The 22757-nt window shown below is 63.6% G+C and carries 22 protein-coding genes and 2 riboswitches; of the genes, 8 read left to right on the top strand and 14 right to left on the bottom strand.

Annotated features, from left to right (window positions below):
- Positions 1-4: 4 nt before the first annotated feature.
- A complete protein-coding gene (locus tag AC1DLV_RS19165) occupies positions 5-1087 on the bottom strand; it encodes an AbrB family transcriptional regulator (protein ID WP_476801515.1) in 1083 nt (360 codons plus the stop codon).
- Positions 1088-1312: 225 nt separating this feature from the next.
- Here AC1DLV_RS19165 and AC1DLV_RS19160 point away from each other — a divergent pair, with 225 nt between their 5' ends.
- On the top strand, positions 1313-2302 hold the full coding sequence (locus AC1DLV_RS19160) for a Bug family tripartite tricarboxylate transporter substrate binding protein (RefSeq protein WP_476801514.1): 990 nt from the start codon (positions 1313-1315) through the stop codon (positions 2300-2302).
- Between the two features lie 51 nt (positions 2303-2353).
- Here the strand turns inward: AC1DLV_RS19160 and AC1DLV_RS19155 are convergent, their stop codons facing one another.
- The 8 genes from AC1DLV_RS19155 to AC1DLV_RS19120 form a co-directional block, all read right to left on the bottom strand.
- The gene (locus AC1DLV_RS19155) at positions 2354-2653 is read right to left on the bottom strand and encodes a putative quinol monooxygenase (RefSeq protein ID WP_476801513.1); all 300 of its coding nucleotides are present in this window, start codon (positions 2651-2653) and stop codon (positions 2354-2356) included.
- Positions 2654-2691: 38 nt separating this feature from the next.
- Positions 2692-3645 carry a cation diffusion facilitator family transporter gene (locus tag AC1DLV_RS19150; RefSeq protein ID WP_476801512.1) on the bottom strand — a complete coding sequence of 318 codons (954 nt, stop codon included), beginning with the start codon at positions 3643-3645 and terminating at the stop codon, positions 2692-2694.
- Positions 3646-3692: 47 nt separating this feature from the next.
- Positions 3693-5882, bottom strand: coding sequence for an anthranilate synthase (locus AC1DLV_RS19145; RefSeq protein ID WP_476801511.1), 2190 nt, complete (start codon positions 5880-5882; stop codon positions 3693-3695).
- A gap of 242 nt (positions 5883-6124) precedes the next feature.
- Entirely contained in the window at positions 6125-7132 is a 1008-nt protein-coding gene (locus AC1DLV_RS19140; protein WP_476801663.1) for a FecCD family ABC transporter permease, read from the bottom strand.
- Positions 7133-7185: 53 nt separating this feature from the next.
- Positions 7186-8133, bottom strand: a complete 948-nt coding sequence (locus tag AC1DLV_RS19135) for an ABC transporter substrate-binding protein (RefSeq protein WP_476801510.1) — start codon at positions 8131-8133, stop codon at positions 7186-7188.
- Positions 8134-8160: 27 nt separating this feature from the next.
- Complete coding sequence (locus AC1DLV_RS19130; RefSeq protein ID WP_476801509.1) at positions 8161-8976, bottom strand: ABC transporter ATP-binding protein; 816 nt, start codon at positions 8974-8976, stop codon at positions 8161-8163.
- Between the two features lie 111 nt (positions 8977-9087).
- Positions 9088-9299, bottom strand: a riboswitch (cobalamin riboswitch).
- A 32-nt stretch (positions 9300-9331) separates the two neighbouring features.
- The gene (locus AC1DLV_RS19125) at positions 9332-10498 is read right to left on the bottom strand and encodes an MFS transporter (protein ID WP_476801508.1); all 1167 of its coding nucleotides are present in this window, start codon (positions 10496-10498) and stop codon (positions 9332-9334) included.
- Positions 10499-10626: 128 nt separating this feature from the next.
- Positions 10627-11484, bottom strand: coding sequence for a LysR substrate-binding domain-containing protein (locus tag AC1DLV_RS19120; protein ID WP_476801507.1), 858 nt, complete (start codon positions 11482-11484; stop codon positions 10627-10629).
- 101 nt (positions 11485-11585) lie between these two features.
- On the opposite strand from AC1DLV_RS19120, the gene AC1DLV_RS19115 reads away from it, so the two are divergent.
- A complete protein-coding gene (locus AC1DLV_RS19115; protein ID WP_476801506.1) occupies positions 11586-12476 on the top strand; it encodes a DMT family transporter in 891 nt (296 codons plus the stop codon).
- 59 nt (positions 12477-12535) lie between these two features.
- Here the strand turns inward: AC1DLV_RS19115 and AC1DLV_RS19110 are convergent, their stop codons facing one another.
- Positions 12536-14977, bottom strand: a complete 2442-nt coding sequence (locus AC1DLV_RS19110; RefSeq protein ID WP_476801505.1) for a membrane-bound PQQ-dependent dehydrogenase, glucose/quinate/shikimate family — start codon at positions 14975-14977, stop codon at positions 12536-12538.
- A 232-nt stretch (positions 14978-15209) separates the two neighbouring features.
- Here AC1DLV_RS19110 and AC1DLV_RS19105 point away from each other — a divergent pair, with 232 nt between their 5' ends.
- Together AC1DLV_RS19105 and AC1DLV_RS19100 are read left to right on the top strand one after the other, a co-directional pair.
- Positions 15210-15665, top strand: a complete 456-nt coding sequence (locus tag AC1DLV_RS19105; RefSeq protein WP_476801504.1) for a MarR family winged helix-turn-helix transcriptional regulator — start codon at positions 15210-15212, stop codon at positions 15663-15665.
- Between the two features lie 104 nt (positions 15666-15769).
- Positions 15770-16537, top strand: a complete 768-nt coding sequence (locus AC1DLV_RS19100; RefSeq protein ID WP_476801503.1) for an isocitrate lyase/PEP mutase family protein — start codon at positions 15770-15772, stop codon at positions 16535-16537.
- 47 nt (positions 16538-16584) lie between these two features.
- Here the strand turns inward: AC1DLV_RS19100 and AC1DLV_RS19095 are convergent, their stop codons facing one another.
- Both AC1DLV_RS19095 and AC1DLV_RS19090 read right to left on the bottom strand, forming a co-directional pair.
- Complete coding sequence (locus AC1DLV_RS19095; RefSeq protein ID WP_476801502.1) at positions 16585-17970, bottom strand: FAD-containing oxidoreductase; 1386 nt, start codon at positions 17968-17970, stop codon at positions 16585-16587.
- Complete coding sequence (locus AC1DLV_RS19090) at positions 17967-18428, bottom strand: DUF4126 domain-containing protein (RefSeq protein ID WP_476801501.1); 462 nt, start codon at positions 18426-18428, stop codon at positions 17967-17969. The genes AC1DLV_RS19095 and AC1DLV_RS19090 overlap by 4 nt, the downstream gene beginning before the upstream one ends.
- A gap of 179 nt (positions 18429-18607) precedes the next feature.
- Between AC1DLV_RS19090 and AC1DLV_RS19085 the strand changes: the two genes are divergently transcribed.
- The 3 genes from AC1DLV_RS19085 to AC1DLV_RS19075 all read left to right on the top strand — a co-directional run bounded on the left by AC1DLV_RS19085 (position 18608) and on the right by AC1DLV_RS19075 (position 20539).
- Entirely contained in the window at positions 18608-19162 is a 555-nt protein-coding gene (locus tag AC1DLV_RS19085; RefSeq protein ID WP_476801500.1) for a sugar O-acetyltransferase, read from the top strand.
- Positions 19163-19220: 58 nt separating this feature from the next.
- Positions 19221-19367: riboswitch (FMN riboswitch) on the top strand.
- A 76-nt stretch (positions 19368-19443) separates the two neighbouring features.
- Complete coding sequence (locus tag AC1DLV_RS19080) at positions 19444-19917, top strand: 6,7-dimethyl-8-ribityllumazine synthase (RefSeq protein ID WP_476801499.1); 474 nt, start codon at positions 19444-19446, stop codon at positions 19915-19917.
- 154 nt (positions 19918-20071) lie between these two features.
- On the top strand, positions 20072-20539 hold the full coding sequence (locus tag AC1DLV_RS19075) for a GFA family protein (protein WP_476801498.1): 468 nt from the start codon (positions 20072-20074) through the stop codon (positions 20537-20539).
- Here the strand turns inward: AC1DLV_RS19075 and AC1DLV_RS19070 are convergent.
- On the bottom strand, positions 20536-21228 hold the full coding sequence (locus tag AC1DLV_RS19070; protein WP_476801497.1) for a winged helix-turn-helix transcriptional regulator: 693 nt from the start codon (positions 21226-21228) through the stop codon (positions 20536-20538). The two genes, AC1DLV_RS19075 and AC1DLV_RS19070, sit on opposite strands and share 4 nt — an antisense overlap.
- Before the next feature lie 187 nt (positions 21229-21415).
- Here AC1DLV_RS19070 and AC1DLV_RS19065 point away from each other — a divergent pair, with 187 nt between their 5' ends.
- Entirely contained in the window at positions 21416-22537 is a 1122-nt protein-coding gene (locus tag AC1DLV_RS19065; RefSeq protein WP_476801662.1) for an acyl-CoA dehydrogenase family protein, read from the top strand.
- A gap of 71 nt (positions 22538-22608) precedes the next feature.
- Here the strand turns inward: AC1DLV_RS19065 and AC1DLV_RS19060 are convergent.
- A partial coding sequence (locus tag AC1DLV_RS19060; RefSeq protein WP_476799832.1) for a formate--tetrahydrofolate ligase occupies positions 22609-22757 on the bottom strand: 149 nt, incomplete at its 5' end.

Here is a 22757-nt window from a genome sequence, read left to right as displayed (position 1 = left end):
CGCCTCAATCCTTGATCGCCTTGGCCACCAGCCTGGCCAGCGCCGGGCCGAACGTCAGCACGATCATGAAGCGCAACATCTGCAAGGTCAGCACGAAGGACAGGTCGACGTCCTTGGAGGCGGCGGCGATGATGGCGATGGAATCCATGCCGCCAGGGCTCGTCGCGAGATAGGCAGTCAGCGGATCGACGCCAAGGATGGTGTGCAGCCCGAAGGCCAGCATACCGCAAAAGGCCATGAGCGCTGCGATTGAGCCTACCACCTGCGGCAAGGCGCGTGCGGCATGACGCAGGATCGGTCGGGTGAAGTTGAGCCCGATCGACCAGCCGATCAGCGTGTAGCCAAGCGCGAGCAGCCATTCCGGCAGCTGCAGCTCGACACCGAAGCCGAGATGCACGACGGCACCGACGATCATCGCACCGACGAAGTAGGGCGAGGGGATACGCAGGAGATAGCCGAGCGTACCGCCCACGACGGCGACGCCGATCATCGCACCGAAGGCTGGCCAGACGATCGTTGGAAACCATTCGAGCGTGGGCGCTTCGACGCCTGATGTGTCGACCCAGAGCCGGGCGACGACTGCGGCGGCAATCGAGACCATGATGACGCGCAGATATTGCATGAAGGCGACAAGCCGCGCGTCGGCGCCGAAGGCGTCGGCCATCAGCACCATGGCGGTGGCAGCACCTGGTGCTGAGCCCCATACTGCGGTCGTGCCCGGCAGGACTTTCAGCCGCGAGATGAACCAGCCGAGGAAGCTGCTGGCGGCGACGGTGGCGATGGCAGCGCCCAAGAACAACGGCCATTCGGCGGCGAATGTGCTGAAGATGCCGGTCGAGATCGAACTGGCGACGAGGCAGCCGATCAGCGCCTGCGCCGAGACGAAAAGCGGCTTGGGCACGCGCACAGTCGCGCCGTTGCTGCCGAGCAAGATGGCTACCAGCATCGGCCCGACCAGAAGGGCGGCGGGCAAATGGGCGATTTCGAGCACCCCAGCCAGCAGCACCGAACAGACCAGCAGCATGAGCCATTGCAGCCAGGGCTTTGTATTGGTGAGGGGGGCAGCGGGCTGCGAGGCTGGCTTCATGGCGCCGTCTTAGACGCTTTTGGCAGATGATGTCAGTCTTGCAGGCACGCAAAATGCAAGGGCCAAGGCCTGGATGTGATGCCATCGCCTCTGCGGACCAAACGAGGGGCGCTGCGCATCTTCTACCTCGAACGTCGCATTGACAGCGTATGCAAAGCTCATACGTTCACCGGTCTCGATGGCAGGCGAGGAGGCACTGCCGCACAGATGTGGAGGAGTGCACTGATGATCTCGAAATTCACGCGCCGCGCGACGCTGGCGCTGGGGCTTTCCGCTGTTTCCCTGTTGGCGCTGGCGCCGCAGGCTGTCGCGCAGCAATTCCCCGACCGGACCGTGACACTGGTGGTGCCGTTTGCCGCCGGCGGATCGACCGACGTTGTCGCCCGCATCATCGCGCAGAAGATGTCGGACGATCTTGGCCAGCAGGTCGTCGTCGAAAATATCGCCGGTGCCGGCGGCAATATTGGTGCCGATCGCGTCGCCCGGGCCGATCCGGATGGCTACACGATCCTGATGGGCACAGTTGCCACGCATGCGCTCAATCCGCTCATCCTCAAGACCAAGCCCTATGACCCGGAGAAGGATTTCACGCCGGTTTCGCTGCTGGTGATCGTTCCCAATGTGCTCGTCGTCAATCCGCAACTGCCGGTCAAGAACGTGCAGGAACTGATCGCCCTGCTGAAAGCCGAGCCCGACAAATATTCCTATGCGTCGTCGGGCAACGGCACGCCGCTACACCTCTCCGGCGAGCTGTTCAAGGCTATGGCCGGCGTCAATATCCAGCACATTCCCTACAAGGGGGCCGGGCCGGCGCTGAACGATGTCGTCGGCAACCAGGTGCCGATCATGTTCGACAATTTGCCGTCCTCGTCATCGCACATCAAGGGCGGCACATTGCGGGCGCTGGGCGTGACGACGGCCGAGCGCGCGCCGTCCTTCCCCGATGTGCCGACGATCGCCGAGGCAGGCGTTCCCGGCTATGAAACCTACACCTGGAACGCGCTGTTTGCGCCGGCCGGCACGCCCAAGGAGGCCGTCGACCGCCTCAACGCGTCGGCCAACAAAGCCATGACCGACCCGGCTGTGATCGAAAAGATGAACGGCTTCAGCGCCAAGATCGTCGGTTCCACGCCCGAGGAACTCGGCGCGCACGTCAAGGCCGAACTCGCCAAATGGGCCCCGGTGGTCAAGGATGCCAACATCCAGATCGACTGACCTTTTCAGGGGGCGGCGTGTCGTTTCGACGACTCGCCGTCCGAATGCAATTCAGGCAGTTGGCAGCCCGAAGCCGCCGACCGGCTCGATCTCGGTGCTGGAGTCGAAGCTCGCGATGAGCGGCATCGCTTGCTTGATCGCGGCCTGTACTTCCGGCAGCTGCAGCGAGGCCTTGTGGCTTAGGCTGTCGTCCCACACTTCGGTGATCCAGATCGCGTCGGCGTCGGCGGGGTCCTTGGCGATGACGTAGCTCAGGCAGCCCGGCATGGCGCCGGTGCTGCCCAACAATATCCGCAAAAGCTCGTCGCGTTTGCCGGGCTGCGCACGCATTTTCCCGATCAGGCCGAACATATTTTTCCCCTCGAATAGGGCGCTTTAGCGCCGTCAGTTCAAGCGAAGGGCACAGCGACCGTGCCCTTGGGCAGCTTGGCTTCGTCATCCGGTTCCACATGGATGATGACACGAACCGATGGGATTTCTTCCCGCAGCGCATCTTCGATGCGGTCGCAGATGACATGGCTTTCACCGACGCTCATGTCGGCGTCGACGACCAGATGGAACTCGATGAAGGTGGCGCGGCCGGCGATGCGGGTCTTGAGGTCGTGCACCTCGATCGCGCCCTTGGAGTTGGCCGAGATGATGTCGCGGATGCGCATATGCTCGTCGAGTTCGACGGCGCGGTCCATCAGCCCGTCCATCGACGCGCTGATGACGTGCCAGCCCTGCCACAGGATGTTGAGGGCCACGATCACCGCCAACACCGGGTCGAGGATCGACCAGCCGGTGACGATGGCCCCGACAAGGCCGATCAGCACGCCGGCGGAGGTCACCACGTCGGTCATGATGTGGTGACCGTCGGCGACCATGGCGGGTGAGCGTTCGGCGCGTCCGACGCGGATCAGCATGCCGGCCCAGAACGCGTTGATGACGGCGGCGAAGCCGTTGATGCCAAGGCCGAGCCATGGCTCGTCGGCATTCATCGGCACGCCCCAGCTGCGCCAGACTTCGAACAGGATCAGAAGGGCGGCAACGATGATCAGCACGCCTTCGAGCACCGCCGAGAAATATTCAGCCTTGTGGTGCCCGTGCTGGTGGTCGAGGTCGGCCGGCTTGTGGCTGATCTTGATTGCCCAGAACGCGGCCAGCGCGGCGACGACGTTGACGATCGATTCCAGCGCGTCCGAATAGAGTGCGACCGAGCCGGTCAACCACCAGGCGACGAATTTCAGTCCCATCACCGCCGAGCCGACGATGATCGACCAGAAGGCGATCTTGGCAACGCGCCGCTTGGCCGAGGACGGCTGGCTGCGCGTGGCTGAGCCCTGCGTTTGGGTCTGCGTCATCATTTCTCGTTTTGGCTCCTGTCGGCTCGGACGATGTGGGCGGCCTGTTAGGCCGCCTTGTCCTTGGCCTTGCGCGGCATGTGCGCAACCACATTTTCGATCATGCGCATGCCCGCGTCGTGGCCGAGCGTCATGATCGATTCGGGATGGAATTGCACCGCTGCGATCGGCTCTTTCTTGTGTTCAAACGCCATGATCACGCCGTCCTCTGTCTCGGCGGTGACGACGAAATCGGAGGGCAGGCGCACCGGATCGGCGAAGATCGAGTGGTAGCGGCCGACGGTCACTTCCTTGGGCAGGCCAGAGAAGATGATGCCCGGCTTGGAGATGCGGATACGCGAGGGCTTGCCGTGCATCGGTACCGCAAGCTGACGCAGTTCGCCGCCATAGGCTTCGGCCAGCGCCTGCAGGCCAAGGCAGACGCCGAAGATCGGCAGGTCGCGCGCCCGCGCCTTCTTGATGGTCGCGGCGGTGTCGAAATCCTTTGGCGTGCCGGGTCCCGGCGAGAGCACGACAAGGTCGGGCTTGACCCGGTCGAAGATCTCTTCGGGCACCGGCGAGCGCACGGTCGAGACATCGGCGCCGGTCTGGCGGAAGTAGTTGGCGAGCGTATGGACGAAAGAATCCTCGTGGTCGACGAGCAGGATCTTCACCCCTTCGCCGACGCGGGCGGTGGTGCGCTCGGTGCCGGGGGCATTGCCGGTCTTGGCGTCGCGGATGGCGGAAAGCATGGCTGAGGCCTTCAGTTCGGTTTCGGCTTCTTCTTCTTCGGGAACGGAATCGTAGAGCAGCGTGGCGCCTGCCCGCACTTCGCCGATGCCGTCCTGGATGCGGATGGTGCGCAGGGTCATGCCTGTGTTCAGGTCGCCGTTGAAATGCACCATGCCGATCGCCCCGCCATACCATGCGCGCGGGCTCTTTTCGTTCTGCTCGATGAAGCGCATGGCCCACAATTTCGGCGCGCCGGTGACGGTCACTGCCCAGGCGTGGCTCAAGAAGGCGTCGAAGGCGTCCATGCCTTCGCGCAGGCGACCCTCGATATGATCGACGGTGTGGATCAGCCGCGAATACATCTCGATCTGGCGGCGGCCGATGACGCGCACCGATCCGGGCTCGCAGACGCGGGATTTGTCGTTGCGGTCGACGTCTGAGCACATGGTCAGCTCCGACTCGTCCTTCTTCGAGTTGAGCAGCTTCAATATCTGCTCGCTGTCGGAGATGGCGTCGTCGCCGCGCTTGATGGTGCCGGAGATCGGGCAGGTCTCGACGCGGCGGCCGTTGACGCGCACGAACATTTCGGGCGACGCGCCGATGAGGTATTCGCCTTCGCCGAGATTGATGAAGAACGAATAGGGCGAGGGGTTGATAGCCTTGAGCCGCCGCGAAATCTCCGAGGGCGCTGTCTCGCAGCGCTCGTAGAACATCTGGCCGGGCACGACCTCAAACAGGTCGCCGCGCTTGAAGCTGTCCATTGCGCGGCGCACCAGCTGGGCATATTCGCCCGGCTCGTGGTCGGCGCGCGGCGGAATCCGGTCGGAAGGCTTGAACGGCTCCTCGACGCTGTCGCGGGCGATGCCTTCGGTCGAAAAACCGGCGCCCGAATAGTCGTAGCGGTCGTGCCAGGCCTTGGCCGAATAGTGGTCGACGACAAGGATCTCGTCGGGCAAAAACAGCACCAGGTCGCGCTGGCTCTCTTTGCGCTCGAGCTTGTGTTCGACCGGATCGAACTGGAAGGCGAGGTCGTAGCCGAAGGTGCCGTAAAGGCCGAGATTGCTGTCTTGGTCCGACTTGAACAAGGCCGTGATGGCACGCAGGACGGTAAACACCGAAGGCACGCGCGAGCGTTCCTCTTCGGTGAACACGCGGCCAGGTTTTGCCACTTCGAGCTTGATCAGGCGCTTTGTCGTTTCGCCGATGGCCAGTTCGGTCAGCGGTGCAAGGGCTGCGTGGATGACCGGCAGCAGCACTTCGCCGCGCGCGTTGAGCGCTTCGATCTTCATCGAGCGCCCGCGCGCCGAAATCACCACAGGCGGGTCGATGATGGCGGTGTCCCAGCGCGTGTAGCGGCCGGGATATTCGTAGTTGGAGGAAAACACCGCGCCACGGCGGCTGTTCAGCCCGTCGAGATAGGTCTCGATCGCCCCGGCATAGGCGGTTTCGTGGCGTTGCCGGGTGATGGCGACACCACCAGAGGTCACGTAGCGCTCGGCACCGTTTTCAAGCAATTCCAACGTCATTCCCGTCTCCATCTCTTGCCGTGGGAGGTTCCGGAGCCTGGTTCGAAAAAAGCAAATGGCCGCCCGGAGTTCCCGTTGCGGCCATCACAATTTTCACGCGCACGCGCTTCAAGAGGCCGCTGTCAGCTGGCCCGCCACCAAATGTTCTGGAGCGAAGTCGTGTTCATGGCAAATCCATAGCGGCGAAAAAGAGGTGGCGCAACTGGATTTGCGCCGTGTTGCTTCGCATTCCTAAGTACCCTTCAACTAGCCACGCGCCGCCGCATCAGCACGACAAAAGCGACACCGCCGATCAGCCCGGTCAGGATGCCCAGCGGCATGTCCTGCGGCGGCATTACGGTGCGCGCCGCCATGTCGATGACGACGAGGAAAATGGCGCCGACCAGTGCTGAAAGCGGCAGGACACGGCGATAGTCGCCGCCAACGACGAAGCGCACGACATGCGGGATCATCAGCCCGACAAAGGCGATCACGCCGGAATAGGCGACCGCGCAGCCGGTCAGCAGTGCGCAGACGACAAAGACGATGAGGCGGAAACGCCGCGCCGGGATGCCAAGAGCTGTTGCGCTCTCGTCGCCGAGCGTCATGGCGTTGAGGTTGCGGGTCTGCGTCAGCAGATAGGCTCCACCAGCGGCCAGGGCGATGAGGGGATAGGGCAGTTGTTTCCATTCGGCGAGGCCGAGGCCGCCGAGCATCCAGAAGATGGCGACATGGGCCGCGCGTGCATCGCCGATGAAGATCAACATGTTGCCGGCGGCCGAGATGATGAAGCTGACGGCGACACCGGCAAGGACGAGTTGGCCGGCCGACTGGGCGCGGGCCAGATTGGCCACCGCCAGCACCATGAAGGTGGCGGCGAGCGCGCCGATGAAGGCAAACAGCGGCACGGTGATCGCACCGAAGACCATGCCGGCATGCAACAGCGCCAATATCGCGCCAAAGGCGGCACCGGAGGAGACGCCGAGCAGATGCGGGTCGGCCAGCGGGTTGCGCGTCACCGACTGCAGTGCGGCACCGACAATCGCCAGCGAGGCGCCGACAGCGGCGCCGAGGAGGACCCTCGGCGCGCGCACGTCCCAGACGATGTTTTCGCGCCCGCTCGACCAGGCGACCTCGACGCTGCCAGGCACGAGTTTGCTGGCAATGACGCCCCACACCGTTTCGAGCGGGATCGCCACTGCGCCGACGCCGACGGCAACGACCATGGTGAGGAGCAGCAGCACCGCCAGCCCAGCGACCAGGGCCGGCATGGCGTGGATCAGGGCGTGGCGCTGCCCGGTGACAAGATGGCGGTGCGACATGCTCAGTTGGCCCTGAAGGCTGCAGCGAGCCGCTTGATTGCGGCGATGTTGCGCGGGCCGGGCGTTGCATCGATGTATTCGAGCACGACGAAGCGGTTGTTCTTGACCGCCACAATGTCCTTGAACGCCGGGTTCGAGCGCATGAAGGCGATCTTCTGCTCGGCGGTGACCTCGCCGTAATTGACGATGACGATGACGTCGGGATTGCGTTCGATCACCGGCTCCCAGCCGATCTCGGTCCAGCTCGCTTCGACGTCGTCGACGATGTTGGTGCCGCCGGCTGCCTCGATGATCGCCGTAGGCATGGCATAGCGCCCAGCGGTGAAGGGCTTCTGCTCGCCGGAATCGTAGAGGAACACGCTGACGGGCTTTTCCAGCTTGGGCAGCGTTGCCTGGAAGTCGGCGAGCTCCTTCTCATAGCCTGCCACCAGCGCTTCCGCCTTCTCGCGCACGCCAAAGATTGCGCCGAGATTGAGCAGGTCGGTGTACATGTCCTGCAGCGAAGACTTGTCTTTCTTCATGATGAAGATGCAGCTTTCGGTCAGCTCGTAGACCGGGATCTTGAAGGGGGAAAGCGTGTCGGGGGTGACGTCGCCGCCGACCTTCATGCCGTAGTTCCAGCCGGCGAAGAACAGATCGGCGTCGGCGCCGAGCAGCACTTCCTTGGTGACGTATTTCGGCGCGAGTTCGGGCAACTCTCCAACGCCCTTGCGCACGTTCTCATCCAGCGTCTTCCAGCCCGAAATGCCGGAATAGCCCGCCATGTTGTCGGCGAGGCCGAGCACCAGCATCATCTCGGTCAGGTTGACGTCATGCGAGACGGCGCGCTTGGGGGCTGCCTCGAAGGTCAGGTCGCGATTGCAGCTTTTGACCGTGGCCGGGAAGGCGCTTGCAGCAGCTGCGGCGCAGCCGGCGAGAAGTGCGGCGGCGATAAGGGGAATTCGACGCATGGTGGCTCCTTGAGTGGTTTGTTGGATTCAGCGTTCGAGATGGAAGGAAAAGCGGGGCCGCCCGGTGACGGGATGGCTATCGAGCGTGGTTCCGACCGAAAAGCTCTCGCGGATGCGTTCGGGCGTCAGGATGTCGGTAGGGCTGCCCGCGGCAACGGCCTGGCCACCATCCATCACCAGCACGCGGTCGGCGTGGGCCGAGGCAAGTGCGAGGTCGTGCAGCGACACGATGACCGTGCAGCCGAGCGTGCGCAGCAGTTCGAGCACTTCGAGTTGGTGGCGAATGTCGAGATGGTTGGTTGGCTCGTCGAGGATCAAAAGGTCGGGCCGCTGCACCAGCGCACGCGCAATCATCACGCGCTGCTTTTCGCCGCCGGACAGCGAACCGAAATCGCGCGCGGCAAGCTTGGTCAGGCCGAGCAGCGCCAGTGCGGCCTCGACTTGCGCATAATCATCGTCGCGCGTCCGCATGCCTGTCGCATGGGGCGTCAGGCCAAGCTCGGCAATCTCGGCCACCGTCAGGCCGAAATCCGATGCCGGTTCCTGCAATACCGTTGCGATGCGGCGGGCGCAGTCGCGCGGCTTCATCTTCCAGATGTCGGTGCCGTCGAGCCTGACTGTGCCACCGGTCGGACGGTGATAGCGATAGAGGCAGCGCAGCAGGCTCGATTTGCCCGCACCGTTCGGTCCCACGATCGCCAGAAGTTCGCCCGGTGCTATGCGGATGCTTACGGGCGCGAGAATCTGGTGCGAGGGACGAGGTCCCCAGCATACGGCATCGATTTCAAGCTCGGCTGGAGTGTCGCCAACGAGACGGCTAGCCGCATGAACACGGTCGAGCATGCCTTTTCTCCGTGAAAGCACGGAGCAGGGGGAACGATCCGATCAGCGAACCGAAACCTATCGAATAGGCAATCGCCATCATCATCATCTCCACGGCACACCCCGGCCGGTTGAATTAATCGGATGATGGCAGGTCTCCTGGCTTGCGGGTGATCGCGCCTCGGAACCTTCCCGGCCTTGCGGCCAGTGGCATGTCTCCGAATTGCTATCCGCTCACAGTTGCGGGGGCAGCCACGGTTTCGCGTCGAGCGACGTCTCACCGTGTTCCCATTTAATCCCGTTGCCCGAGTCAGGCATCAGGAACCATCACCGCCGTGGCTACAGCAGCAGCGAAGTGCTGACAATCGCTAAAGCGTCATGCGGCTTGCTCGATTGCGTCACGCCTGTCGAGTGTGAAGGACAACAGCGCCACGCCAAAGGCGCAAAGCGCGATGGCCGCGCCGACAAGCGGCAGGTCGGCATAGCTCACGCCCCAGGAAATGGCGGCACCGCCAATCCAGGCGCCGGCGGCGTTGCCGGCATTGAAAGCGCCCTGGTTGAGCGTCGCTGCAAGGTTGGGCGCGTCTGATGCCGTTTCGACGACGCGCATCTGCATGGGCGGCACGATGACGAAAGTGATGACGCCCCACAGGAAGATGAGCAGGATCGCCAGTGGGGCGCTCGTGCTACCCGCAGCGAATGCGACATGGATCGCAGCCATGATGATCAGCGCGCCTAGGGCCGTCGGCATCAGCTTCCAGTCTGCGAGCTTGCCGCCGATGATGTTGCCGATGGTCATGCCGCCGCCGAACAAAAGCAGGATCCAGGTCACCGAATCGACCGAGACGCCGGTGACGTCGGTGAGGATCGGCTTGATGTAGGTGAAGACGGCAAACAGGCTGCCCGAGGCGAGTGCGGAGATGATCATCGCCAGCCACACCTGCAGTTTGCCCAGCACCTTGACCTCGCCCGCAATGCCACCCTTGCCGGGAGGGGCAACTCCTGCAGGCACCAGAAAGGCGATTGCCGCGACCGAGATCAGGCCGATGACCACGACAGCGAAAAAGGTCATGCGCCAGCCATAGGCTTCGCCAAGGGCGGTGCCGCCGGGCACGCCCAGAATGTTGGCCAGCGTCAGTCCGGCGAACATCAGGGCGATGGCGCTGGCGCGCTGGTTCTTGGGCACAAGGCTCGCTGCCACCACCGAGCCGATGCCGAAAAAGGCGCCGTGGCCGAAGGCGGTGATGACGCGGGCCACCATCAGCGTCCAGTAGGTGGGGGCGATGGCGCAGAGCAGGTTGCCGAGCACGAACAGCATCGCAAGCCCGATCAGCACCGGCTTGCGCGGCAATCGCGCCGTGCCGATGGCGATGATCGGTGCCCCGATCACGACTCCAAGCGCATAGCCAGTAACAAGCAGTCCCGCCGCCGGGATCGACACGCCCAGGTCGGCTGCCACCTCGGGCAACAGCCCCATGATGACGAATTCGGTGGTGCCGATGCAAAAGGATGCGACGGCCAGTGCGAAGATCGGCAAGGGCATGGGCGGACTCGAAGGAGAGCTGAAACGATTTAGATCTACATTTTCCTTTCGGCACGCCTCACGCAAGCGACGTTGCTGCAATGCAGCGATGCGCTGGCTGCATGGCAGTCATGCGGCAGTGCAGCCGGTCAGGACTGCTGTGTCAGGTCGCGGCGAAGAAAATCGTACAGCCGTTCGACTGCGGCATTGGCCGATTGGGGATTGCGCAGGATGCCGATTTCCATCTCCGGCAGTGCCGGCAGCCCTTCGTTTTCGCCAATGATGCGCAGCGACGGCGGCACGCTGCGCTGGGCGAGGCCGGCGACCGCCAGTCCCGCCTGCACGACGGCGATGAGGCCGAGCAGGCTGGCGCTGGAATAGGTGCTGCGGAACGACCTGTCGGCCGCACCCAGCACCTGCAGCACACTGCGGCGCGCCACGCAGCCGGGTTCGAACAGCGCCACGGGCAGGGGATCGATCTCCCAGGCGACATGGTTGGGCGAGGCGACCCAGACAAGGCGTTCGCGCTGCAGCACTTCGATTGCCTGCTCCGGGCCGCGCGTGATGATGGCGAGATCGAGCTTGCCGTCGGCGAAGGTCTTCACAAGCGAGGTCGACTGCTCGCAGATCAGTTCAACATTCACCAACGGGTGGGCGGCGGCAAAGCGCGACAGCACAGGCGGCAAAAGGAACGCCGCATAGTCGTCCGGCACGCCAAGGCGCACGCTTCCGGCTTCTTCGGGCCGGGTGACGCTGGCCCATGCCTCGTCGGAGAGTTTCAAGAGCCTGCGCGCATAGGCCAGCAGTTCTTCGCCGATCGCGTTGGTGGTCACCGCCCGCGAACCGCGGACCAGCAGCTGTTTACCGACGCTTTGCTCCAGCCGCTGCATCTGCATGCTGATGGCCGACTGGCTGCGCCCGACGCGCGATGCGGCATGGGAGAAGCTGCCGCTGTCGGCAACCGCGACAAAGGTTCTGAGCAGGTCGAGATCGAGCGGCATGGCCATGTAGGTATCAGCATTTCGAATAGGGTTTGCCAAATCTATTCGTTTGAATGAAGCAGTCAATGCTGGCTTGCTGGGGCACCGCAGCATCCCGGAATATTTGCATGACCGACGCGCCCCGCTTTCCCGCCTTGAGCCTTGCCGTTGCCATGGCGATCGCCGGCACCGTCGGTGCGTTTGTCACCGAAGCTGGGCTCGACCCGATCACGACAGTGTTCTGGCGTTGCGTCTTCGGCGCGCTGTTTCTCGGGGCCTGGTGCCTGCTGCGCGGCTATCTGCCGGATCGCGGCCTTTCGAAAGCCCGGCTCGCGCGCGCTGCGCTTTGCGGCGTCTGCATGGTGCTGAGCTGGACGGCGTTCTTCGCTGGTTTCGCCAAGACCTCGATCGCCGTGATGACCATCGTCTACCACATCCAGCCGTTTTTCGTCGTGCTGATCGGCGTGCTGTTCCTCAAGGAGCGCATCACCGCCGACCAAATTGTCTGGATGGCCGCGGCTTTCATCGGTGTGGTGCTGGCGAGCGGCCTTGTCGTCTCCGCCACCCCGGTCACGTCAGCCTGGGCAGTCGGCATCGCCATGGCGATCGGCGGGGCATTCCTCTACGCGGTGGTGACGATCCTCGCCAAGGGGCTCGGCGAGCAGCGGCCGGAGATCACCGTGCTGTGCCAGACTGTGGTCGGCGTCGTCATGCTGGCGCCCTTCGCCAACATCTCCGGCGATGTCTCCTTGGCGTCATGGGGCTGGCTCGTCGGCATCGGCGTGCTGCACACCGGCATTGCCTATGTGATGATGTTTTCGGCCTATCCGCGCCTGTCGACGCCGGTCATCGGCGTGCTCACCTTCATCTATCCGGTCGTTGCCATCATCATCGACTGGGCGATCTACGACCATCCAATCGGCATGGCTCAAGGCGTGGGCATGGCGCTGATCGCGGTGGCAACGCTGGGCGTCAGGCTTGGCTGGCGCTTGCCGATAAGGCGTGTTTCCGCCGCCTGAGCCGCCTTCAAAAGAAAGGGGCGCCCTAAGGCGCCCCGTCCGATCTTCCTGAGCAGAACTCAGTTCTGCTTGGGCAGCTTGTAGGCGACGACGTAGTCGCCGCGGTCGGGCGACTGGCGCGCACCGCCGGCGGAAATCACCACATACTGCGTTCCGCTTTCGTGTGAAACGAAGGTCATCGGCGTTGACTGGGCGCCCACGGGCAGGCGGCCCTTCCACAGTTCCTGGCCGGTTTCCACGTCGAGCGCGCGCAGATAATAGTCCTGCGTGCCGGCGTAGAAGACGACGCCGCCCGATGTCGCCATTGGCCCACCCAGCGTCGGCATGCCGATCGGAATCTGCAGTCCGGTCTTCATGCCCATCGGGCCTGTATCCTGCAGCGTGCCGGCCGGCACCTGCCAGACGAGCGTGCGCGATTTCAGGTCGACCGCACTGATGGTACCGTAAGGCGGCTCATGGCACGGCACGCCGAGCGGCGACATGAAGCCGTTCTTGAGTGCGCCATAAGGCGTGCCCTTCTGCTGAGACAGGCCGTCATGCGCCGCCGAGCCGCCATAGTTGTCGGCCTCTTCGCGGGGAACGAGCTGGACGAACTGCGGCATGCGGATGTCGTTGACGATCAAAAGGCCACGCGCCTCGTCGATCGCCGCACTGCCCCAGTTCATGCCACCATAGTAGCCCGGATAGAGCAGGCTGCGGTCGGTCCTCGGCGGGGTGAACTCGCCATCGTAACGCAGCTTCTTGAACTCGATGCGGCAGTAGAGCTGGTCATAGGGTGTGGCACCCCACATCTTGACCTCGCTGAGCGGCTCGGTGCCGATCGAAGGCATGCCGACCGAGTAGGGTTGGGTTGGTGCAGTGAAGTCGCCTTCCATGGCACCTTGCGGCACGGCCTTTTCCTCGACCTCGGCGATCGGCTTGCCGTCGCGGCGGTCGAGCATGAAGATCTGGCCGCGTTTGGTCAGCTGGATCAGGGCAGGGGTGTTGCCGCCCTTGCCGTCCGGCACGTCATAGAGTGCCGGCTGCGCAGGAACGTCATAGTCCCAGATGTCGTGATGCACGGTCTGGAATTTCCACCGTTCCTTGCCGGTTTCCATGTCCAGAGCCACGACCGAAGCGCTGTATTCCTCGGCCGCCTTGCTGCGATGCGCGCCCCAGAAGTCAGGTGTCGCGTTGCCGGTCGGCAGATAGACGAGGCCGAGCGCGTCGTCATAGGCCGGCGTCGACCAGACGTTTGGCGTGCCGCGCGTGTAGCTTTCGCCTTCCGGCGGCAGTTTGGTGATCGCGGGATTGCCGAGATCCCAGGCCCAGACCAGTTCGCCGGTGCGGGCCGAGAAGGCACGGACGGCACCCGAAGGCTCGCCCGTTTCGACGTTGTCCCACACCCAGCCGCCGACCATGATCAGGTCGCGCATGACGGTGGGGGCGGAGGTCTGGAAGTAGAAGCCGTCCTTGATCTCGCCCATGCCCTGCTTGAGATCGACGATGCCGCCATCGCCGAAATCCTGGCACAGCTCGCCGGTCTTGGCGTCGAGCTGGATCAGGCGCGCGTCGATGGTGGTCATGACGATGCGAGCAGCACAGGCGTTCGAAGTTGCGACAACCGGGGCGACAGGTGCGGCTGCGCCATCGGCGGGAGCCGCCGGCACGGCTGCGGTTGCTGCAGCGTCAGCCGCAGCTTCAGCCTGAACCGGAGCCGGACCCGGCTCGTAGTAGCTGACACCGCGGCAGCGCTGCCATAGCGGCGATTTGGCCTTGGCGTCGAACTTCCACTTCACCTCGCCCGTATCGGGGTTCAGCGCATGCACGATGTTGGTCGGCGAGCAGGTGTAGAGCGTGTCGTCGACAAAGAGTGGCGTGCTCTGGTCCTGGCCGGAACCTTGCGGCGTGTCGCCGGAACGGAACGTCCAGGCGACCTCGAGCTTGTCGACGTTGGCAGTGTTGATCTGGTCGATCGGTGCATAACGCGTGCCCGACGGTGTGCGGCCGTAGTAGCGCCAATCGGTGGCGCTTGCAGCGGCTGGAGGGACCGAAGGCGCGGGGTCAGCCTTGGCAAATTCGTTGCGCGTCACGCCATGTGGCGTGAAGGCATAGATGCCGGTAGCAGCAAGTGCCGCCACCAAAAGGCCAGCGAGCGCGAACGGCGTACGCTTGCCCGAGCCAAACAGCGGCGCCAAAAGCAGCGCAGGGATCGCAATGACCGTGGGTGCCACGAGGCGCGGCACGAGCGGCCAAAACTCAAAGCCGGATTCCCACAGGGCCCATGCGACGGTCGCCAGGAAAACGATGGCATAGAGCCAAAGACCCGACTTGCGGCGCATCGCGTAAAGAATGCCGGAGACGATGACGCCGAGGCCGGCGAGTGCGTAATACCAGGAGCCGCCCAGGCCAATCAGCTGGACGCCGCCGTAAACGAGCGGCGCGCCGATGATGACCATGAGCAGGCCAAATAGAACCAGGAGCCAGCCGCCGCTGCCTCCGCTTGTCCGTTGTGCTGCCATTTTGATTACCTGCGAAGATTGAACATGTCACCGCCGCCCTTGTGGACGTCGGCAGTTGCGACCGTCATGCCGGTGCTCTGCGGGCGTCTCCTCGCCCTACGTCCGCACAGAACCGGCGCCGCCCTTGGCGGCCTAGGCATCGGCCCGAACGTCGGAATTCGACCTTCGGCGGCACGATGCACGTTCCAAGAATCTGATCGCATCCTAATAGATAGTATGTTATCTTTCCCGAATGTCCAATAGGGCCGTCGTTCAAGCGAATTTCGGAAAGAGCCTGCTGTCCGTCGCGCGGCTGTGGCGGCGTGCAGCTGATCGCGCGCTCGACGATTGCGGCCTGTCGCACGCCACCGCCATGCCGCTCGTCGCGCTGTCGCGACTTGGCGACAATATCCGCCAGGGCCTGATCGCCGATCACCTCGGTTTCGAGGGGCCGTCATTGGTGAGGATCGTCGATCTGCTCGTTGCCGACGGCCTTATCATCCGCACTGGCGATCCAGGCGACCGGCGGGCCAAGATACTGTCCTTGACCGATGCCGGCCGCGCCCGTGTCGATGAAATCGAGCGCATCCTCGAGCGTTTGCGCACCGAGCTTCTGGCCGACGAGGATGCTGTCGAAGTGACGGCCGCTGTCGGACTGCTGGCGCGGCTCGAAGAACGCCTGCTGGCGGCCGATCCCGACGGGGAGTGAGGGCGCAGAGTTGCTGGCTGCTCTGAAATCGCACTGTGCGCCATGGTGAACCGGCGAAGCGCTGCTAGGCTGCTTGCCTATTTCCCATCCACGAGGACAAGCTCATGACCAGCCAGATCGAAAAGGCGAAAGCCTTCCACGCCCTGCATGTGAAGGGCAATCCGGTGGTGCTGTACAACGCCTGGGATCCCGGCAGTGCGGCGATCATCGCCAAGGCCGGCGCCAAGGCCATCGCTACGGGAAGCTGGCCGGTGGCCGCAGCCTTCGGCTTTGCGGATGGGGAAAAGATCCCGTTTGATGTTGCTCTCGACAACATCCGCCGCATCGTCGCCACCGTCGAACTTCCAGTCACCATGGATATTGAAAGCGGTTATGGCGTCGAACCCGAAAAGGTCGCAAAGACGGTGGCGCGGGCCATCGAGGCTGGCGCCATCGGCTTCAACTTCGAAGATCAGGTCGTTGGCGGCGAGGGGCTGCACGATATCGCATTTCAGGCCGAACGCGTGGCAGCAGCTGCTGCTGCGGTCAAGGCGTCGGGCATTCCAGCCTTTATCAACGCCCGCACCGACATCTTCCTCAAGAACAAGCCTGACACCCATACCGACAAGCATCTCGACGACGCCGTCGAGCGCGCCCGGGCCTATGCCAAGGCCGGTGCGCATGGGTTCTTCGCACCCGGTCTCGGCAGCGAGGCGCTGATCGGTCGGCTGTGCAGGGAGGTGGAGCTGCCGGTCAACATCATGGCGTTTGCCTATGTACCTGCGAAAGCCAGGCTGGCTGAGCTTGGCGTCGGCCGCATCAGCTATGGTCCAGTGCCGTACCGCCAGATGGCCGAATGGCTCGAGGCCAAGGCGAGGGCAGCCTTCGAGTAGCCTCGCAAGCAAACAGACCCATCCCGGCGCCATCGGGATGGGCGATCCTATGCCAGCGGTTTCAGCTCGATGGCGATTGTCGGCAAAAGTTCCGACACCGTTGGATGGATATGCACGGCGCGCTGCAGCGTTTCGATCGGCGCCTTGGCATACATCAGGTCAAGCACGGCGTGGATTGCCTCATCGCCGCCGGTGCCGAGCACAGCTGCACCGAGGATCTCCCTGGTGTCGGCGTCGACAAGTATCTTCATGAAGCCCTGGGTCTCGCCTTTCTCGACGGCGCGTCCCACTCTCGTCATCGGACGTTCGCCCGCCAGCACCTTGCGGCCCGATTTGCGTGCCGCAGTCTCCGTCATGCCGGCGCGGCCGAGCGGCGGGTCGATGTAGAGAGCATAGGCCTCGATGCGGTCGGAAACCTTGCGCTTGTCATTGTCGAGCAGGTTTGCGGCAACGATTTCGAAGTCGTTGTAGGAGGTGTGTGTGAAGGCGCCCTTGCCGTTGCAGTCGCCCATCGCCCAGATATGCGGCACGCTGGTCCTGAGCTGATCGTCGACCACGACATAACCGCGCTTGTCCAGTTCGACGCCGGCCTTGTCGAGATCGAGGTCGTCGGTGTTGGGCTTGCGGCCGATGGCCAAAAGCACATGTGAGCCAACGACCGCGCGGTCGCCGCTGGTGCAATCGACGCCCACCTGCACGCCGTCGGAGTGAGGGGCGAAGCTGATGCATTCGGCGTTCAGCCTGAGCCCAATGCCCTCATTCTCCAAAATGCCCTTCACCGCCTCGGACACGTCTTCGTCCTCGCGCGAGACCAGCCGTGGGCCTTTTTCCACGACCGTCACCTTTGAGCCGAAGCGGCGGAACATCTGGGCGAATTCGAGCCCGATATAGCTGCCGCCGACGACGACGAGATGTTTGGGCAGGAAATCGACCTCCATCATCGAGGTGTTGGTCAGATAGTCGATGTCGTTGACGCCCGGCATGTCGGGGATGTTGGCGCGACCGCCAACATTGAGGAAAATGCGTTCGCCATACAGCACCTCGTCGCCGACCCGCACCTGGTGCGGTCCCTCGAAACGGGCGTGGCCGCGATAGAGCGTGCAGCCCTTCATACCGGCGATCCAGCTTTCGAGGCTGCTTCGGGAGTCGATGGTCACCTTGTCCTTGCGCGCCTTCACAATCTTCATGTCGACGGTGATGGGCCCACCCGACATGACGCCATAGTCGGCGCCGGTGCGGGCGAGGTGGGCGGCATAAGCACTTGCCACCATTGTCTTTGTCGGCTTGCAGCCGGTGTTGACGCATGTGCCGCCGACCAGCTTGCGCTCGATCAGCGCCACCGTCAGCCCCGCCGCCGTCAGCCGCCCGGCCAGGGGCGGTCCGGCCTGTCCGGCACCGATGATGATGGCGTCGAATTTTTTAGCCGCCGTCATGTCACAGCGCTCACGATCAGCAGCGCGCCAAGGATGGCGACCACGTCCTCGATGAGCGCAGCCGGCAGGTCCTTGCCAAAGGCAGCCGCGAGTTGGCCCCGCACTTCAGCGCCTCCAAGCGTGCCGAGGATCGCGCCGATCACGCCGGCAGCCAGCCCGCCGATCATCGCGCCGCCGGCGGTGCCGAGGATCGCGCCGCAGAAGGCACCCATGAGGATGCGGGCGCCGAACTGCTGCGGCACCTTGCGGCTTGGCGTCGACGGCAATTGATCGGTGACGAGTTCGACGAGCGCCAGTGCCGTGAAGATCGCGACCGTTATCCAGTGGCCCATGAAACTGGCCCAGGTGCCCGCGAGCGGCAGCCAGCCGAGATACGCGCCCCAGGCAACCGCCGCGGGTGCTGTCATGGCTCTCAAGCCAGCAACAAGTCCGATGAGAAGCGCGAGCAGGTAGATCATCCGTTGTCCCCCTTGGATGAAGCTGGTCCGAAAGTGCTCTTGTGGTCCGCCAGTCGCCGGCTCGCCGCCAGATCGTCAGGCTAGCACAGCCAGCCTGTTTGGCCAGTGTCTGGCTCTCCGACCTTTGCAGCATGTCCTGTTTTGTGATTTGGCTTTAAGCCAACATAGAGGATCGGGTCATGGCTTCGAGCGAACGCGAAAAGATGGCGGCGGGCGAGTGGTACAATTGCGTCGACTCGGAACTCGACGCCATGCGTGCGGTGGCGGCCGATGCCGTGTTCGAGCACCGCGCGCTTTCGCCGGCTGAGCGCGGCGACATGGCTCCCAACATCAGGGCATTGCTCGGATCGGCAGGTGATGGCGCTCGCATCGAAGCGCCGTTCCACTGTGCCTATGGCTTCAACATTCATCTCGGCGAGGGCGTGTTCATCAATGCCGGCTGCACCATTCTCGACACCGCGCCGGTGCGCATCGGCAAAGCGGCGATGCTCGGACCCAATGTGCAGATCTACTGCCCGGAGCATCACAAGGGTGCTGCCGAACGGCGCGCCGGCCTTGAGATCGGCCGGCCGGTGATCATTGGCGAAAATGTCTGGATCGGCGGCGGTGCCATCCTGCTCGGTGGCATCACCATTGGCGACAACGCCATAGTCGGCGCGGGTTCGGTGGTCACGAAAGATGTGCCGGCCAATGCAACCGTGGTCGGCAACCCGGCCCGGCCGATTGCCAGATAGCGGAAACTATTATTCCTGTGATTGACAGGCCGCTTCGCCACCGCCATATCGAAGGTGTTAATGTTCTCAGGGCGGGGTGAAAGTCCCCACCGGCGGTAAGGGTCCTCGGATCCAAGCCCGCGAGCGCTTCCCGGCAACGGGAGGGTCAGCAGATCCGGTGTAACTCCGGAGCCGACGGTCATAGTCCGGATGGAAGAGAACGAACGGGAAAGCGGTGGCGCGAGCTGCCGGGATTCCGTCTCGTGCGTCCTGATTCTGGTTCGAAACGGAAGGATGGACCCATGAATCAGCAATCCCCGAAAGACTTTTCTACCCGCCGCGTTGCCGTGATCCGTGCACGCTGGCATGCCGACATCGTCGACCAATGCGTCAACGCCTTCGTCGCCGACATCGAGACGCTGGGCGGCGGCCGCATCGCTGTCGACATCTTCGACGTGCCTGGCGCCTACGAAATCCCGCTATTTGCCAAGACACTTGCCGAGACCGGTCGTTATGCCGCGATCCTCGGCGCTGCCTTCGTCGTCAATGGTGGCATCTACCGCCATGAATTCGTGGCGCAGGCGGTGCTCGACGGCATGATGAACGTGCAGCTTTCGTCAGGCGTGCCGGTTCTGTCGGCGGTGCTGACACCGCATAATTATCACGACAGCGCCGAGCATCACCGCTTCTTCTTCGACCACTTCAAGGTCAAGGGCAAGGAAGCGGCCCATGCCTGCGTCGAGCTGCTCAGGGCACGCGAATTGGTCGTTGCCTGACGCCATCGGACGAACTTGGCTCTCCCCGTAGGGGAGGGCCGCCCCCCCAACCGGCCGGCTTCTGGCCTTCACGCCTTGTCGATATTTAGTCTTGGCCCTATGCGTCGACGCGCCGGGATCGCATGATCGCGGCGTGTCAGACAAGGAGCCAGCAATGTCGTCCATTCCGCTTCCGCTCAAAGGCGCGTGCCGCTGCGGCCAGGTTGAGATCGAGGTGTCCAAGCCGCCAATCTGCACCGCTGCCTGTCATTGCCCGGGCTGCAAGAAGATGTCGTCTTCGGCCTATTCCCTGACGGCGATGGTGCCGGCAGACGGCTTTTCCGTGACCAAGGGCGAGACTGTCATTGGCGGGTTGCATGGGGCGGACCTGCACCACCATTTCTGCGACCACTGCAAGACGTGGATGTTCACGCGCATCGCGGGCGTCGACTGGTTCGTCAACGTGCGGCCGACGATGCTGGAGCAAACGGCCTGGTTCCGGCCGTTCATGGAAACCTTCACCAAGACGAGGATGCCGTTTGCCGAAACGGGCGCGGTCAGAAGCTTCCACGAATTCCCTGAAATGGAAGAGCTCGAGCCGCTGATGAACGAGTACCGAGCCTGGGCGGGAGCCTCGAATTAGGGCACGCGTCGCGCGATGGATGCGAAGGTGCTGAGGCCGAGCCAGGCCTGCATCGCGCGTGCGATCTTGTCGTCGCCATCGAGTTCCAATTGCCCGGAATCGATTTCCTGGCGCAGGCCGCTCAGGCCCATCCACACCGAAGTCATGCTGCGCAAGGAGCCCATGACCCTGAGGTCGACATCGAAGCCCGGATCGGAATTGCACAGGTCAACCGCGCCGTCATCGACCACCAGCCACCAGTTCTGCTGAGCCTGCGGCAATTCGGGGTACAGAAAGTGAATCGTGCAGCGCCTTGGTGGCAGCGGCTGCGGATTGAGGTTCCTGCGCATGTCCCACATCAGCAGGGAAGGGTCGAGATTTCTAAGGGTTAGCTGGGATTCGACCCAGCGATGGCCCCAGTCGCCAAGGCCGAGGATGATCGGGCGCAGATCCTCACCGGCTTCGGTGAGGTGATATTCGACGCTGCCTGAGGCGCCCCGGTCTGCGATCACCACGCCGGCGCGCTCCAGTTCCTTCAGCCGCTTGGACAGCAATGCCGGCGACATTCTCGGCACGCCGCGCCGCAAGTCGTTGAAACGGCTCGAACCCATCAGCATTTCGCGCACGACAAGCGTCGTCCAGCGCGTGCAAAGCACCTCGGACGCCATCGAAACAGGGCAAAACTGGCTGTATCCGCCGCGATCGCTCATCTGCATCACCAGCTGGGACTGTGCTCTTATAGCGCAAAAGCTGCTTTTGCGCACCGGTTCACTTCCTGAACTGGACCGCAGCGCTTCCTGGGAGGATGTTTGCGCCCGACCTGCCGGTCAACCAGGAGACGACTTGATGAGAAGTCTTGAAAACGCTGCGCTGGCAACTGCCGACGTGACAGGCGTCATGCCGGCCGACGTCATAGCGGCCGCGCATGACCTGGCGCCCGCTCTCGCCGAACGGGCCCGGAAATTCGATGAAAGCGATCGCTTCGTTGCTGAAAACTACGTGCTTTTGAAAGAGGCCGGCCTCGCCAAGGCGGCCGTTCCGCTTGAAATCGGCGGCGGTGGTGCTGAAACCGCCGAACTTTGCGAAATGCTGCGTATCATGGCGCGGGCCTGCGGCTCGACCGCACTCGCCTTTGCCATGCACACGCATCAGGTGGCGATACCCGCCTGGCGCTGGCGGCATCAGAATGTCGCTGCCGTCGAGCCGCTGCTGAAGCGGGTCGCTGCCGAAAACCTGATCCTTTTGTCCAGCGGCGGGTCCGACTGGATCGGCGGTTCGGGCAAGGCCGAAAAGGTCGATGGCGGCTACCGCATCACCGCGCGCAAGGTCTTCACCTCGGGCGCTGTCGCGGGCGACATCCTGATGACGGGAGCCATCCACCAAAGCGACGACGGCAAGGAGCATGTCATCCATTTCGGCATGCCGATGCGGGCGCCGGAAGTCAGCGTCATGGACAATTGGCGCACGCTTGGCATGCGCGGCACCGGCTCCAACGACGTCGTCATCGACGGGCTTTTCGTGCCCGATACCGCAGTCAGCTTCTCTCGGCAGCCGCGGTTATGGCACCCCGTCTTCCAGATCATCGCAACCCTTGCCTTCCCGCTGATCTACGCCGTCTATCTCGGCGTCGCCGAAAGCGCGCGCGACATCGCCATCGAGATCGCGAAGAAGAAGCCTGAAAGCGAGGGCGTGCTCAACCTCGCCGGACGGATGGACACGGCCTTGCGTGCCGCGCAGCTGGCACACCGTTCGATGGTCGAGACGGTCGAGCGCAACACGCCCTCGGCCGAAAGCGTCAACGACGTGATGATGGGCCGTTCGCTGGTCGCGCGTCATGGGCTCGAGGTCGTTGATCTTGCGATGGAGCTTGCTGGTGGTACGTCCTTCTACCGCGAAAAGGGGCTCGAACGCCGCTTCCGCGACATGCAGGGCGCACGTTTCCACCCGCTCCAGGCCGGCCCGCAGGCGCTTTATGCCGGCGCCATGGCGCTGGGACTGCCGGTGAACGCGATCTTCTGAGCCCCGCAAACGAAATCGGCCGCCGCGATGTCGCGGCGGCCGAAGCTGTTCATGGCAAATCCCCGAAGAGCCTAGAACAGGCCTTCGATCTGGCCCTGTTCGTTGAGGAAGATCTTTTCCGACGAGGGTGCCCTGGGCAGGCCGGGCATGGTCATGATCTCACCGCAGATGGCGACGATGAAGCCGGCACCCGCCGAAAGCCTGACCTCGCGTACCGACA

The organism is Aminobacter sp. 01T433 (assembly GCF_056398585.1).
Note: the sequence above shows the minus strand (reverse complement) of the source record. Positions and strands in the feature narration are given on the sequence as shown.